Genomic DNA, 13,666 nt, shown 5'->3' on the forward strand with positions numbered 1-13,666 from the left:
CAGAAAAATGTGATGCGAAATACGGCAATTGCCCTGACATGATAAATGCTTCCTTAACGGACAACGACCGCGCGGCGCGTTTCCCAGGCAAACCGGCCCCCTCTGCAACTTCAACGGGACGTCTGCACGACCATGGATAGGGTCGACTGCGTCGTCATCGGAGCCGGCGTGGTCGGGCTCGCGGTGGCCCGGAAGCTGGCCCAGGCCGGGCGCGAGGTGATCGTGCTCGAGGAAGCCGAGGCCATCGGCACCATCACCTCCTCGCGCAACAGCGAGGTGATTCATGCCGGGATCTACTACCGCGCCGGAAGCTGGATGGCGCGCATGTGCGTCAGCGGCAAGCACGCGCTCTACCGCTATTGCGGCGAGCGCGGCATCCCGCACAAGAATTGCGGCAAGCTGATCGTCGCGACCAATGCCAGGGAAACCGAGAAGCTGCAATCGATCAAGGCGCACGCCGAGGCCAACGGCGTACTCGACATGCAGTTGCTCTCGGGCGAAGCCGCGCGCGCGCTGGAGCCGGCGCTGGTCTGCGACGCCGTGCTGCTCTCGCCGTCGACCGGCATCATCGACAGCCATGCCTACATGCTCTCGCTGCGCGGCGAGGCCGAGGCAGCCGGCGCAGCCTTTGCGTTTCACACGCCGCTGATCCGCGCCAAGGCAGAAACCGGAATGATCGAGATCGAAGCCGGCGGCGAAGCGCCGATGACGCTGCAATGCGGCCTGCTCGTCAACGCTGCCGGGCTGTCGGCGACGACCGTGGCGCGGCACATCGACGGCATGCCGATCGACCGGATTCCACCGGCCTATCTCGCCAAGGGAAACTATTTCAGCTGCAACGCGCGCGCGCCGTTCTCGCGCCTGATCTATCCCGTGCCCGAGCCCGGCGGGCTCGGCGTGCATCTCACGTTGGACATGGCAGGACAGGCGCGCTTCGGCCCCGACGTCGAATGGATCGAGACGATCGACTATGAGGTCGATCCGTCGCGCGCCGAGCGCTTCTATCCCGCGATCCGCAAATACTGGCCAACGCTTCCCGACGGCGCGTTGATGCCGAGCTATTCGGGCATCCGCCCGAAGATCGTGCCGCCGGCCGTGGCAACGCAGGATTTCTTGATGCAGGGTCCGCGCGACCATGGCGTCGCGGGTTTGATCAATCTGTTCGGTATCGAATCGCCGGGACTGACATCGTCGCTCGCGATCGCAGACCACGTCGCGGAGCTCGCAGAAATCTAGATCGTTTTCGAGCGACGTGGATATCGGTTCGCGTCAAGCAAAAGCGTCCAAGCAAAAGCTGACGCCCGCGCAATTGCGCGGCGCACACCTGACAGCAGGGATGAGCGCAAAGGCTCTCATCCCTGGCTGAAAGGATACGATCAAACTCTACACTGTTACGGGGTTTACTAGTGAAGCGTGTCGCCGGTGTGCTTCAGTCGCTCGATCTGGTCCTTGACCAGCAACTTCCGGCGCTTCAACTCAACAATTTGCAGGTCGTCTGTTGAAAGGTGCACGAGAGCTTCGTGCAATTCGTGTTCGAGAGTTTTGTGCTTCCGTTCCAATTCAACCAGATGTGCCTGAATTGTCATTCGAAACCTCCTCGGTAGGGGTAAACCTTGGATTCGATCCGGGCGACGAAGTCTACATCACCGATTCGTTCTGTCGATGGGTATCCGTCGTCGCACCGTCATTTTTGAAAATTCATATGTAACGAAGCGTGAGTAAGGAACCACGCGGTGAAAAATCCATGATATCAATGTGATTGCGCTACACCGCTGCGAATCGTTCACATATCTTGCGAGAGAGCGGTGCGCGAAGGTCGCAGATCGCTTGCGATCACGCCGCGCAAGGACGATAATTTCCACAGGGCATCCACAGCCTTAATCTCAGCCTATCGGTTTTCGGCCACCGCAAACATGACCAATGAAGACGAGCGTGAGCTCGAAGCCGAGCTCACCCGGTTGCAGCAGGAACACCGAGATCTCGATGCGGCGATCGATGCACTGCATCAATCGCCCGCCCCCGACCTGTTGCGGTTACAGCGGTTGAAGAAACGCAAGCTGTTGTTGCGCGACCGTATCGCCTTCATCGAAGACCAGATCACGCCCGACATCATCGCCTGACCCGCGAGCAGTCGCGGGTCGGCGCGCATGAATCCGCTTGACTCAAAAAGAACAAAATAGGAACATTAGTCCCGCCGCCGACGCCCCCCAGGAAACGTCCAGGGAAACGCCCAAGGACAACCCGCAAGGACACCGCAGATGTCAGTCCCTACCCTTCTCGACAACAGCCATTATGAACAGGCCTGCGATCAGGCGATCGCGATGTGCGACGGCAATCTGCGCAGCACCATCAAGGCGCTGATCATGGCCAACGAATACCTCGAAGCCGAGCTGGAAGAATTGAAGGCGGCGATTTCGGCCGGCTGCATTCCCGAGACCTCGCGCAGCAAGATGCGGAGCAAAAGTAGCGCCGCTTGAGCTCAACACTGGAGCAACGCTATGTCGGACGTGACCTACTACGTTGCAATGCCCTTCCTGATCGATGCCGACGGATCGCCTGTCGCGGGCGCCGCCGAGGAATGCCAGAGCTCGACAGCCGCACTGCGGCGCGCCGAGGCACTGGCGCATGGTGCCGGCCATATCGGCGCGGTCGCATTCAGCCGCAGCGGCGATCCCATGACGGGCGAATTCGGTGACGCCACGCTGCTGCGCAAATTCGGCAACGTGCCGGAAGATCTCGCAACGCTCTAAGTCAGCTGCTGACAAGCCTGATTCCGCGGCTCGTGCCGCCGGTGCGCCTTGCGCACATACATGGCAGCGTCGGCTTCCTCCAGCGCGCGGACCGCATCGGACTGCGCACCGAGCAGCGCGACACCGGCGGAGGCGCCGGCGCTCACCTGCTGGCCGCGAAAGACGAACGACAAATCGTCGATCGCCTGCTCGAAGATAACAGCCTTCGCCTTGGCATCGGTCTCGCTGAGATTCCACAACAGCAGGGCAAACTCGTCACCGCCGAGACGGCCGACCACGTCGGAGGCGCGGATCTGCCGTGTCAGCGTCGCGGCGATCACCTTCAGCACCTCGTCGCCGGCGCCATGACCGAAGGAATCGTTGATCGGCTTCAACCGGTCGACGTCGAGCACGATCAGCGCGCCGCTGGCGCGGTAGCGTTTCATGTAGGCGATGGCGCGCTGGAGCTCGCGCTCGAAGCCGCGCCGGTTGGGTATGTCCAGCAGGAAATCGGTGTCGGCTGCCGCCTCCAGCTCGGCGACGCGCCGCAGCGCCTGGGTGAGCTTGGTCCGCAGGCCGCGGATGGTCGCCTTGCTGTCCTTGCTCGTTTCTTTGGCGGCGCGAACTGCGGGCGCGCGGCGCGGCGGCGCAGCCGCCGCCCGCTTGGGTGCAGTTTTCGTTCGGCGCCCGCTGGCTTTTCGGCCTTTTTTGGCCTTCGCAGCGGTCGCCCTTCTTGGTTTCTTCATGGGCATCCTGCTCAATGAAGGCTTGCGGGGATTCACCAAGACAGGATAGTGCATTCGCTTCTCCTTGCCACCGCCTTGCGAGCCGCCGGCCGGAACCGTTAATCTGGCCTATCCTTCTGTTTTCCGAGCACAATTGACGTCATGACCGCGCCGATCGCCATCATCATGGGAAGCCAGTCGGACTGGGAGACGATGCGGCACGCCGCCGACACGCTCACAGCGCTTGGTGTCACCTTCGACGCCCGCATCATTTCAGCCCACCGCACCCCCGACCGGCTCTTTAGCTTCGCCAAGGGCGCCAAGGCGGCCGGTTTCAAGGTCATCATCGCCGGCGCCGGGGGCGCCGCACATCTGCCCGGCATGGCCGCGGCGCTGACGGAACTGCCGGTGTTCGGCGTGCCCGTCGAGTCCAGGACGCTGAAGGGCATCGATTCGCTCTATTCGATCGTTCAGATGCCCGCCGGCATTCCGGTCGGCACGCTCGCGATCGGCAAGGCCGGCGCGATCAACGCGGCTCTGCTCGCGGCGTCCGTGCTGGCGCTGTCCGATCCAGCCCTGTCCGACCGCCTGGCGACCTGGCGCAAGGCTCAGACCGAGGCGGTTGCCGAGCGCCCGGAGGACAAGGCGTGACTGACGCAAAGCAGGTGAAGCTGAAGCCCGGCGACACCATCGGAATCCTCGGCGGCGGACAACTCGGACGGATGCTGGCCATGGCAGCGGCGCGGCTCGGCCTGCGTTGCCAGGTGTTCTCGCCCGATCCGGATTCGCCGGCCTTCGACGTCGTGCTGAACGCAACCTGCGCTGAATATGCCGACGTCGAGGCGCTCGAGCTGTTCGCCCACGACGTCGACGTCATCACCTACGAATTCGAGAACGTGCCGGCCGCGGCCGCCATGGTGCTTGACGCGCGCCGTCCGGTGCTGCCCAACCGCAAGGTCCTCGAGACCACCCAGGACCGACTGGCCGAGAAGGATTTCGTGACGCGGCTCGGCATCGGCACCGCGGCTTACGCCGACGTCACCTCGGTCGCATCGCTGCGCGAGGCGATCGCCAGGATCGGCCTCCCCGCCGTGCTGAAGACCCGCCGCTTCGGCTATGACGGCAAGGGCCAGGTCATGATCCGCGATGGCGACGACATCGCGAAGATCTGGACCAGCCTCGCAACCAAATCGGCGATTCTGGAAGCCTTCGTGCCGTTCGAGCGCGAGATCTCCGTGATCGCCGCACGCTCGGCCGCCGGCCAGGTCGAATGCTTCGACGTCACCGAAAACGAGCATCGCGACCACATTCTGAAGATTTCCCGCGCGCCTGCGCCGATCCCGGACGCGCTGGCCGAAGAGGCGCGCAGCATCGCCGGCAAGATCGCGACTGCGCTCGACTATGTCGGCGTGCTCGCCGTCGAGATGTTCGTGCTTGCCAACGGCACCGGGCCGAAGGTGCTGGTCAACGAGATCGCTCCGCGCGTGCACAATTCCGGACACTGGACGCTCGACGGCGCGTCGGTCTCCCAGTTCGAGCAGCACATCCGCGCCATTGCCGGCTGGCCCCTCGGCAAGCCGGTGCGCCACGGCGAAATCGTCACCATGACCAATCTGATCGGCGACGAGATCAACGATTACGAGAGCTGGCTGAGCGTGCCGGGCGCGACCGTCCACATCTACGGCAAGGGCGCACCGCGCCCCGGCCGCAAGATGGGCCACGTCACAGAAGTCAGATCTTCAAGAAGCAAGTGAAGGGACCGCAGCAAAGCTGCGATCCCGTTTTTTGGTTAGGCCGTCTTCACGCCCGCGACGGTGCCTGAGGGCTCCTCGCTGAGCCAGCGATAGATCACCCCGCCGAGCGCGCCACCGATCAACGGTGCGACCCAGAACAGCCAGAGCTGCGAAAGCGCCCAGCCGCCGACGAACAGCGCGGGGCCGGTGCTGCGCGCCGGATTCACCGACGTGTTGGTGACGGGGATGCTGACGAGATGGATCATCACCAGCGCAAGTCCGATCGCGAGCGGCGCAAAGCCAGCGGGCGCGCGGCCGTGAGTCGAGCCCATGATGACGAACAGGAACATCATGGTCATCACCACCTCGGTGACGAAGCAGACGACCATGCTGTACTGGCCGGGCGAATGCGCGCCATAGCCGTTGGAGGCGAAGCCCTTGGCGACGTCGAATCCGGGCGCGCCGCTGGCGATCACATAGAGCAGTTCGGCGGCGACAATCGCTCCGCAGACCTGCGCGATCACGTAAGGCAGGATCTGGCCTGGCGGAAAGCGTCCTCCGGCGGCAAGGCCGACCGTGACGGCCGGATTGAGATGGCAGCCCGAGATATGGCCGATCGCATAGGCCATGGTGACGACGCTCAAGCCGAAGGCCAGGGACACGCCGACCAGGCCGATGCCGACTTGCGGAAAGCCGGCCGCGATGACCGCGCTGCCGCAGCCTGCGAATGTGAGCCAGAACGTGCCGATGGCCTCGGCAGCGTATTTCTTCATATCCATGTAGCGTCTCCCCTGATTTCCAAAGATTCCGGAACTATGTCCGTCGCGGCCCCCGTCCTGGCGCCGAATCTCCCAAATCGGGGCCGCGAGAGAGCATTTTCGCCGCATTTAGTGGCTGAACTTGGCCCGAAATCCCGCTTGGCCGGTGGACATCGTGGGTTTTGTCTGATACATCCGCGCGCTCAAGGTTAAGGGCTTGCGCTTTTTGCCGTCCCCCATGGCCTATCAGAATTCAAATCCGATCCACTGAAGAGGATGCCGCGTGCAGGTTCTCGTTCGCGATAACAATGTCGACCAAGCCCTCAAGGCGCTGAAGAAGAAGATGCAGCGCGAGGGTATTTTCCGCGAGATGAAGCTCCGCGGTCACTACGAGAAGCCCTCCGAGAAGAAGGCTCGCGAAAAGGCCGAAGCCGTGCGCCGTGCGCGCAAGCTGGCCCGCAAGAAGCTGCAGCGTGAAGGCCTGTTGCCGATGAAGCCGAAGCCGGTGTTCGGCGCCGGCCCCGGCGGCGATCGTGGCGGCCGCAGCGGCCCGGGTGCAGGTGCAGGTCCGCGCGGACCGCGCTGATCTTGCCGAAGTTGCAGGACTGAGTTTTCAATGACGCGGGCCCCCGGCCCGCGTTATTATTTTGTGAGCAGTGCCTTTCTGGGATGGGGCACTACAGATGCGGCACCAGCGCGAGCGAACCGTAGATGGCCTCCCCTTTCCCCGAGCCCGGCTTGGCGCGGTTGCGCCGGATCTGGCGCCAGCCGCTTGCGCTGACCTTGGTGGGGATCGCATTATGCGGCTGCTCCTTCGACCTGGGCTCGCTGATGCCCGAGAAGGACAAGCCACAGGAAGCGCCCACGGCGGCGGCCACCCCGGATAGCGCAGTCAGCGCCGCCAACGTCACCGAAGCCCAGACCCACACGACAAAAGCCCAGGCACTGGCCAAGTCGGGCGAGACGCAGGCAGCGCTCGACGAGTTCAATCGCGCGGTCGCACTCGATCCCTACAATGCCCAGGCCCTTTATGGCCGCGCCCTGCTCTATCAGAGCAACAATGAGCACGACTTCGCGATCGCCGATTTCGGTGCCGCAAGTGGACTGAATCCACAGAAAGCCGAACCGCTGCTCGGCCGCGCCGTCAGCTATCTTGCCATCGGCAAGGTCAAGGAGGCGGCGGCCGATCTCGACGAGGCCTCCGAGGCCGATCCGCACAACGCCCAGGTCTGGACGATTCGGGGGCAGGCCTATGAACGGCTAGGCGACAAGACCAAGGCGGCGGCGTCCTACAACAAGGCGGTCAGCCTGCGCCCACGCGATGACGCCGCTCGCAGCGGCTTGGCCCGCGTCGGCGGCTGACGGTCTCTTGGAGCTAATCGGGCGTGGCGCTCTTCGGCAGAACGGCGTGGAACATCGACTTCATGCCCGAGAGCATTTCGTCGGCGACATTGGTCTTCGGCCGTGGCGTGGTCGCGCCGGCATCGGCGCGCAGATCGAGCGGCGGCGCGATCATCGGGACCGGAATATCGGCCGGCGGCGTCAACCGATTCGGGTCGTCATTGCCGACCGAGGCCGTGTAAGAGGGATTCGCCTGCGACGCGCCGCCATTGCCATAGGCCTCAGGTGACGGCGTCGACACATTGATCGGCGGCGGCAACGGGCGCACCATCGACGGCACCGCAGTCACAACGCGGGGCGCTTCCGGCGTGCGGGAGGCTTCCTGGACGGCAGGCTCTGGCGTCCTCTCGGTCGCCTTGGTTTCAGAAGACCTGGTTTCAGAAGACCTGGCCTCGACGGGCTTGATTTCGGAAGATTTGGCCTCTGCGGCCTTCTCAGCAGCCTTGCCCTCAGGCGACTTGCGCAGGCGCTCGATGGCGGCCCGTGCCAGATCGTTGGCATCGGGAGTCGCGGCCGGGGAAGCCGCAGCCGGCGCCGAATTGGCCTCGACCACCGGCGCGGCGGTCGGCGCAGCCGGGGTGGGCTTGGCCACTGCCTTCTCATGGGCCGCGGTACGGCTGTGCGAAGCGGTCTCGCCGGGCGCCACGTCCGCAGCCTTGGACTCGACAGGTTTGGACTCGGCAGGTTTGGTCTCGGCAGGCTTCTCGGCCGCCGGCTTGTCCGACGCGCTCTTGTCGAAAATGCTCTTCTCGGAGACGCCCTTGGCCTTGACGCCGGGGGCCGGGAGGTTGGCCACATCGGCGGGTTTGCCGCTCTTGCCGGCATCGGCAGGCGCCATCACCGAGGCTGGCGTATCCGCCGCCGGCCTGGCGTTGATGTAATGATTGACGATGTAGGCCCCGATGATCGTCGCGAGCACCGAGGGGAAAATATCCATCGAAATTTTAGCGAGGTATTTCAACATTTCTCGGCCACTCCCCGCGCGATCTGATGCGGGAACTTTGGGGCATTGTAAGGGATCAACTGCGACGGATCGATGGCAAAGGTTACGCGTACCTTGGCTTCAGCTCAATCTCAAGGAACACGATCTCGGTTGCGGTTTCGTTAAGCACGTCGTGTTGGACGCCGGCCTTGCGGAAATAGGATTTTCCGGCCGCAAGCTGCGCCTTGGAGCGCTCCCCATTGGGCGCCACGATGGTCATTTCGCCGGCCACGACGGGAACGATCACGTAGTCCATTCCGTGGGTGTGATGCCCGGTCGCGCTGCCCGGGGCAAGCCGCCATTCGGTCACCCGGACCTCGTCATTGTCGACCTGAACCTCGGACTTGGCCTCGGACTTGGCGGCAAGCATCGGAACCCTCCTGGGGAATCGGGTCAGGGTACGAAAACCATGAACACGTAGACGGCAAATACCACCATATGGACCAGCCCGAACAGGACATTGGTCCTGCCGGTGCCGAAGGTCAGCATGCTGAGCAGGAATGTCAGGAACAGCAGCGCCGTGTTCGCGGGGTTCAAGCCCAGCACGAGTTGCTGGTCGAGTGCGTAGGTGGCGATCCCGACCGCCGGGATGGTCAGGCCGATGGTTGCCAGCGAGGAGCCGAGCGCCAGGTTAATGCTCTTCTGGAGGTCGTTCTTGCGGGCCGCGGCGATCGCGGAGACGCCCTCCGGCATCAAGATCAGAAGCGCGACCAGAAGGCCCGCAAACGCCGGCGGCGCGCCGATCCTGTCGGCGACGGCGTCCACCACCAGCGAAAACTTCTTGGCGAGGAGAACGACGGCCAGCAGCGAGATCAGCAGCAGCGCGATGCTGAGGGCCAGCATCTTGCCCGACAGATGGGCGGTCCCGCTCTCGCCGTCCACCCGCTCGTGAACGAAGTAGTCCTTGTGCAGGACGGTCTGGGTATAGAGAAACACGCCATACAGCACGATCGTGACGACATCGACAAAGCCGAGCTGAAGCGCCGAATAGACCGGGCCGGGCGTCGTGAGCGTGTAATTGGGCATGATCAGTGTGATGGTCGCCAGTGCAATCAGCCCACTGAGATAGACGTTGGCGCCGGAGACCTGAAAGCCCTGCTCGCGGTAGCGAAGTCCGCCGATGAAGACGCAGAGGCCGACGAGGCCGTTGCAGACGATCATCACCACCGCGAAGACGGTGTCGCGCGCAAGCTCCGGCGCCGGCTTGTCGCCCAGCATGATGGTGGTGATCAGCGCGACCTCGATGATGGTGACCGCGAGCGTGAGCAGCAGCGTGCCGAACGGCTCGCCGATCCGCTCGGCGATCACCTCGGAATGATGCACGGCCGCGAACACGGTGCCGAACAGGATCACCAGCAGGACGATCGCGAACAGGCCGCCGCCGGCCGTCAGGGTGAAGCCGTAGCCGGTGGCGGTGACGATCAGGAACAGCAGCACCGCGAGGGCGGGGAAGATCCAGGACGACCGCGGCATCGGTCCGTGTGCGCTCATGCCAACAATTCCTTCAAGCAATTGGGGGCAGAGTATGCGCGAGAAGATCGCGCGCGTCAGCCCTCAACCGCCGTTGACGAATTGCCGCGCCGTTTCCAACGCCCCGAAATCATCGAGATTTTCGTGTCCTGCGCCGGGAAACCGCACCAGCTGCTTGGGGCCGCGGGCGAGCGCAAACAATTGCTCTCCGAATCTGATGGGAATCACCTGATCGCTGGTGCCATGCATGATCAGAAGCGGCACCGCGACGCGTGCGATGCGCTCATCGGAGTGAAACTGATCGCGCATCAGGAGACGAACCGGGATGAAGCGAAACAGCGGCGCGGCGATGTCGACCGTCGAGGTGTAGGGCGCCTCCAGGATCAATTTGCCGACTGGATGCTCGGATGCGATTGCGACCGCAACGCCGGTCCCGAGCGAGAACCCCCACGCCACGATCCGCGCTGCGTCATAGCGCTCTGTCGCAAAGGCATAGGCGGCCGCGGCGTCCCGCAGCAGGCCCTGCTCGCTCGGCGCGCCGGTCGAGCCGGCATAACCGCGATAGGACAGCGCGACGAGACCGGTGCCGTCGGCGATGATGCCCTTGAAGCGGCTGACGCGTCCGGCGAGGAAATCGCCGTTGCCGGGAAAGAACAGCACCACGCGACGGCCAGACCTGGCCGGCGCGTGCCAGACGATGACCTTCTCGCCGTCGGATGTGGTAAGGACGTGCTCCTCAGCCTCCGGAAGCCCCGCAGCGGCCGGCGCCTTGCGCTCGGTCGTCGGGATCGGAAACAGCATGTCGCGCTGCTTCACGTAGAGCAGGACGAGACCTGCGAGATAGCCGGCGGCAACGACGATGGCGATCCATTTCAGGACTGTCATCGCTGCGCCGGCTCTCCGGCTTACATCGCCTTGACGATGTTCTCGGTAACCTTCTTGGCGTCGCCGAGCAGCATCATGGTGTTGTCGCGGTAGAACAGCGGATTGTCGATACCGGCATAACCCGACGCCAGTGACCGCTTGATGAACATCACCGTGCCGGCCTTCCAGACCTGGAGCACGGGCATGCCGTAGATCGGCGAGGTCTTGTCCTCTTCGGCCGCCGGGTTGGTGACGTCGTTGGCGCCGATCACGAAGGCGATGTCGGCCTGCGCGAATTCGGAGTTGATGTCCTCGAGCTCGAACACCTCGTCATAGGGCACGTTGGCCTCGGCCAGCAGCACGTTCATATGGCCGGGCATGCGACCCGCGACGGGATGAATGGCGTACTTCACCTCGACGCCTTCCTTCTTCAGGATGTCGCCCATTTCCCGCAGCGCATGCTGGGCCTGCGCCACCGCCATGCCATAGCCGGGCACGATGATGACCTTCTGCGCGTTCTTCATGATGAAGGCCGCGTCATCCGCCGAGCCGAGCTTGGCGGGCTTCTGCTCGCCCGAGCCACCGCCACCAGCGGCTGCCGTCTCGCCGCCAAAACCACCAAGGATGACCGAAATGAAGGAGCGGTTCATCGCGTGGCACATGATGTAGGACAGGATCGCGCCGGAGGAACCCACAAGCGCGCCGGTGATGATCAGCGCGGAGTTGCCCAGCGTGAAGCCGATGCCGGCCGCGGCCCAGCCCGAGTAGGAGTTCAGCATCGAGATCACGACCGGCATGTCGGCGCCGCCAATCGGGATGATCATGAGCACGCCGAGCGCCAGCGCCAGGATGACGATCATCCAGAAGTCGAACGCGCTGCCGGTTAAGACCAGACCGACGATGAAGAACACCAGCGCCGCGGCGAGCGCGATGTTGATGATGTGGCGGAACGGCAGGATGATCGGGGCGCCGCTCATACGCGCGGACAGCTTCAGGAACGCGATCACCGAGCCGGTGAAGGTCAGCGCACCGATGGCGACGCCGAGCGACATTTCGACCAGGCTCTGCGCATGGATGTTGCCGGGCGTGCCGATGTCGAAGGCCTCGGGCGCGTAGAATGCGCCGGCGGCGACCAGCACCGCCGCCATGCCGACCAGCGAGTGGAAGGCTGCGACCAGTTCCGGCATCGACGTCATCGGCACACGACGCGCGATCACCGCGCCGATCGCACCACCGATGGCGATGCCGACGATGACGAGTACCCAGGCGAGACCGTCCGCGGGCGGATGGTTGGCCAGCGTGGTGGCGACCGCGATCGCCATGCCGATCATGCCGAACAGATTGCCCTGGCGCGACGAAGCGGGGCTCGACAGCCCGCGCAGCGACAGGATGAACAGCACCCCCGCCACGAGATACAAAAATGCAGAGAGGTTAGCGCTCATCTCAGGTCCCCATTGATCCCATCAGCCCGAGGTGGCCGCTTACTTCGACTTCTTCTTGTACATCGCCAGCATGCGCTGGGTGACAAGGAAGCCGCCGAAGATGTTGATGCAGGCAAAGATCAGCGCGACGAAGCCGAAGGCGCGCGCCCAGCCCGAACCGCTCGATACGTTGGCGACGCCGCCGGCAAGCAGCGCGCCGACCACGATCACCGAGGAGATCGCATTGGTCACGCTCATCAGCGGCGTGTGCAGCGCCGGTGTCACCGACCACACCACGAAATAGCCGACGAAGACGGCGAGGACGAAAATCGACAGCCGGAAGACGAAGGGGTCGACGACCTGTGCAACATGCTCCATGGCGGCTCTCCTTAAACCCGATTAAGATGATTTGGGCTGGAAGTTCGGGTGGATCACGGCGCCGTCCTTGGTCAGCGCGGTGGCCTTGACGAGCTCGTCGTCCCAGTTCACGGCCAGGGCCTTGCTACCCTTGTCGACCATGGTTTCGATGAAATTGAACAAATTTCGCGCATAGAGACTGGAAGCGGACGCCGCCACGCGGCCGGCAACGTTGGTGTAGCCGACGATCTTGATGCCATCGAGGTCGACGACCTCACCGGCCTTGGCACCCTCGACATTGCCGCCGCGCTCGACGGCGAGATCGACCAGCACCGAACCCGGCTTCATCGACTTGACCATCTCGGCCGAGACGAGCCTCGGCGCGGGCCGGCCCGGGATCAGGGCGGTGGTGATCACGATGTCCTGCTTCTTGATATGCTCGGCGGTCAGTGCGGCCTGCTTGGCCTGGTACTCTTTCGACATTTCCTTGGCGTAACCGCCGGCGGTCTGTGCGTTCTTGAACTCCTCGTCCTCGACGGCGAGGAATTTTGCGCCCAGCGATTCGACCTGCTCCTTGGTCGCGGGCCGCACGTCGGTAGCCGTGACGATGGCGCCGAGACGGCGCGCGGTCGCGATCGCCTGGAGGCCGGCGACGCCGACGCCCATCACGAACACCTTGGCAGCAGGCACGGTGCCGGCGGCGGTCATCATCATCGGGAAGGCGCGGCCGAAGGCCTCGGCGCCCTCGATCACGGCGCGGTAGCCGGCGAGGTTGGCCTGCGACGACAGCACGTCCATCACCTGCGCGCGGGTGATGCGCGGCATCAATTCCATCGCGAAAGCGGACACGCCGGCATCGGCGATCGTCTTCAGCGCGGCCTCGTTGCCATAGGGATCCATGATGGCGATGACGAGCGCGCCGCGCTTGTATTGCGAAAGCTCGGACGCCTCGGGGCGCTTCACCTTGATGATGATGTCGGCGTCGACAAGCGCATCGCCGCTGACCGTGGCGCCCACGGCGGTGAACTCGGAATCCGGCAGGCCCGATTTGAGGCCGGCGCCCGGCTCGACGGCGATCTCGGCGCCCAGCGCCTTAAACTTCTTCACCGTATCAGGCGAAGCGGCAACACGCGGCTCCGACGGATCGATTTCCTTGGCAACGGCGATCTTCATAGGCCCTCCGGCGACGCGCGAAAAAGCGCGCGCACAAACTTAGCGTTACTCCC

General features: G+C 64.0%; 17 protein-coding genes and 1 pseudogene. 8 read left to right on the plus strand and 10 right to left on the minus strand.

Annotated features, from left to right (window positions below; all coding sequences use genetic code 11):
- Window positions 1–132 precede the first annotated feature (132 nt).
- Window positions 133–1,236, plus strand: coding sequence for an NAD(P)/FAD-dependent oxidoreductase (locus tag ABIC09_RS14930; protein ID WP_354082215.1), 1,104 nt, complete (start codon window positions 133–135; stop codon window positions 1,234–1,236).
- 167 nt (window positions 1,237–1,403) lie between these two features.
- Here ABIC09_RS14930 and ABIC09_RS14935 read toward each other — a convergent pair whose 3' ends face one another.
- Complete coding sequence (locus ABIC09_RS14935; RefSeq protein WP_148753966.1) at window positions 1,404–1,586, minus strand: YdcH family protein; 183 nt, start codon at window positions 1,584–1,586, stop codon at window positions 1,404–1,406.
- A 327-nt stretch (window positions 1,587–1,913) separates the two neighbouring features.
- On the opposite strand from ABIC09_RS14935, the gene ABIC09_RS14940 reads away from it, so the two are divergent.
- From ABIC09_RS14940 to ABIC09_RS14950, 3 genes are all read left to right on the plus strand, one after another.
- Window positions 1,914–2,120, plus strand: a complete 207-nt coding sequence (locus tag ABIC09_RS14940) for a YdcH family protein (RefSeq protein WP_008546179.1) — start codon at window positions 1,914–1,916, stop codon at window positions 2,118–2,120.
- A gap of 138 nt (window positions 2,121–2,258) precedes the next feature.
- Window positions 2,259–2,477, plus strand: a complete 219-nt coding sequence (locus ABIC09_RS14945) for a hypothetical protein (RefSeq protein ID WP_148753967.1) — start codon at window positions 2,259–2,261, stop codon at window positions 2,475–2,477.
- Window positions 2,478–2,498: 21 nt separating this feature from the next.
- Window positions 2,499–2,750 carry a hypothetical protein gene (locus ABIC09_RS14950; RefSeq protein WP_148753968.1) on the plus strand — a complete coding sequence of 84 codons (252 nt, stop codon included), beginning with the start codon at window positions 2,499–2,501 and terminating at the stop codon, window positions 2,748–2,750.
- Between the two features lies 1 nt (window position 2,751).
- Here the strand turns inward: ABIC09_RS14950 and ABIC09_RS14955 are convergent.
- A pseudogene (locus ABIC09_RS14955) lies at window positions 2,752–3,475 on the minus strand (GGDEF domain-containing protein).
- Window positions 3,476–3,616: 141 nt separating this feature from the next.
- On the opposite strand from ABIC09_RS14955, the gene purE reads away from it, so the two are divergent.
- Window positions 3,617–4,105: a 5-(carboxyamino)imidazole ribonucleotide mutase gene (gene purE, locus ABIC09_RS14960; protein ID WP_354032285.1), complete on the plus strand. Its 489-nt coding sequence runs from the start codon at window positions 3,617–3,619 to the stop codon at window positions 4,103–4,105.
- Window positions 4,102–5,208: a 5-(carboxyamino)imidazole ribonucleotide synthase gene (locus ABIC09_RS14965; RefSeq protein ID WP_148753971.1), complete on the plus strand. Its 1,107-nt coding sequence runs from the start codon at window positions 4,102–4,104 to the stop codon at window positions 5,206–5,208. Before purE ends, ABIC09_RS14965 begins: the two co-directional genes overlap by 4 nt.
- Before the next feature lie 35 nt (window positions 5,209–5,243).
- Here the strand turns inward: ABIC09_RS14965 and aqpZ are convergent, their stop codons facing one another.
- The gene (aqpZ, locus tag ABIC09_RS14970; RefSeq protein WP_148753972.1) at window positions 5,244–5,966 is read right to left on the minus strand and encodes an aquaporin Z; all 723 of its coding nucleotides are present in this window, start codon (window positions 5,964–5,966) and stop codon (window positions 5,244–5,246) included.
- A 262-nt stretch (window positions 5,967–6,228) separates the two neighbouring features.
- Here aqpZ and rpsU point away from each other — a divergent pair, with 262 nt between their 5' ends.
- On the plus strand, window positions 6,229–6,531 hold the full coding sequence (gene rpsU / locus ABIC09_RS14975) for a 30S ribosomal protein S21 (protein WP_071909764.1): 303 nt from the start codon (window positions 6,229–6,231) through the stop codon (window positions 6,529–6,531).
- Between the two features lie 125 nt (window positions 6,532–6,656).
- A complete protein-coding gene (locus ABIC09_RS14980) occupies window positions 6,657–7,307 on the plus strand; it encodes a tetratricopeptide repeat protein (protein WP_148753973.1) in 651 nt (216 codons plus the stop codon).
- Between the two features lie 13 nt (window positions 7,308–7,320).
- Here the strand turns inward: ABIC09_RS14980 and ABIC09_RS14985 are convergent, their stop codons facing one another.
- The 7 genes from ABIC09_RS14985 to ABIC09_RS15015 all read right to left on the minus strand — a co-directional run bounded on the left by ABIC09_RS14985 (window position 7,321) and on the right by ABIC09_RS15015 (window position 13,613).
- The gene (locus ABIC09_RS14985) at window positions 7,321–8,310 is read right to left on the minus strand and encodes a hypothetical protein (protein ID WP_354109728.1); all 990 of its coding nucleotides are present in this window, start codon (window positions 8,308–8,310) and stop codon (window positions 7,321–7,323) included.
- Window positions 8,311–8,392: 82 nt separating this feature from the next.
- On the minus strand, window positions 8,393–8,698 hold the full coding sequence (locus ABIC09_RS14990) for a cupin domain-containing protein (protein WP_148753975.1): 306 nt from the start codon (window positions 8,696–8,698) through the stop codon (window positions 8,393–8,395).
- Between the two features lie 23 nt (window positions 8,699–8,721).
- Complete coding sequence (locus tag ABIC09_RS14995) at window positions 8,722–9,819, minus strand: calcium:cation antiporter (protein ID WP_148753976.1); 1,098 nt, start codon at window positions 9,817–9,819, stop codon at window positions 8,722–8,724.
- A 63-nt stretch (window positions 9,820–9,882) separates the two neighbouring features.
- Window positions 9,883–10,683, minus strand: coding sequence for an alpha/beta hydrolase (locus ABIC09_RS15000; protein ID WP_354109729.1), 801 nt, complete (start codon window positions 10,681–10,683; stop codon window positions 9,883–9,885).
- A 20-nt stretch (window positions 10,684–10,703) separates the two neighbouring features.
- Complete coding sequence (locus ABIC09_RS15005) at window positions 10,704–12,104, minus strand: NAD(P)(+) transhydrogenase (Re/Si-specific) subunit beta (protein ID WP_148753978.1); 1,401 nt, start codon at window positions 12,102–12,104, stop codon at window positions 10,704–10,706.
- 39 nt (window positions 12,105–12,143) lie between these two features.
- Window positions 12,144–12,461: a proton-translocating transhydrogenase family protein gene (locus ABIC09_RS15010; RefSeq protein WP_063981116.1), complete on the minus strand. Its 318-nt coding sequence runs from the start codon at window positions 12,459–12,461 to the stop codon at window positions 12,144–12,146.
- A gap of 21 nt (window positions 12,462–12,482) precedes the next feature.
- Window positions 12,483–13,613 carry a Re/Si-specific NAD(P)(+) transhydrogenase subunit alpha gene (locus ABIC09_RS15015; protein ID WP_354109730.1) on the minus strand — a complete coding sequence of 377 codons (1,131 nt, stop codon included), beginning with the start codon at window positions 13,611–13,613 and terminating at the stop codon, window positions 12,483–12,485.
- Window positions 13,614–13,666 lie beyond the last annotated feature (53 nt).

This window comes from Bradyrhizobium sp. S3.12.5 (genome assembly GCF_040548225.1).
Lineage (GTDB): Bacteria > Pseudomonadota > Alphaproteobacteria > Rhizobiales > Xanthobacteraceae > Bradyrhizobium > Bradyrhizobium cytisi.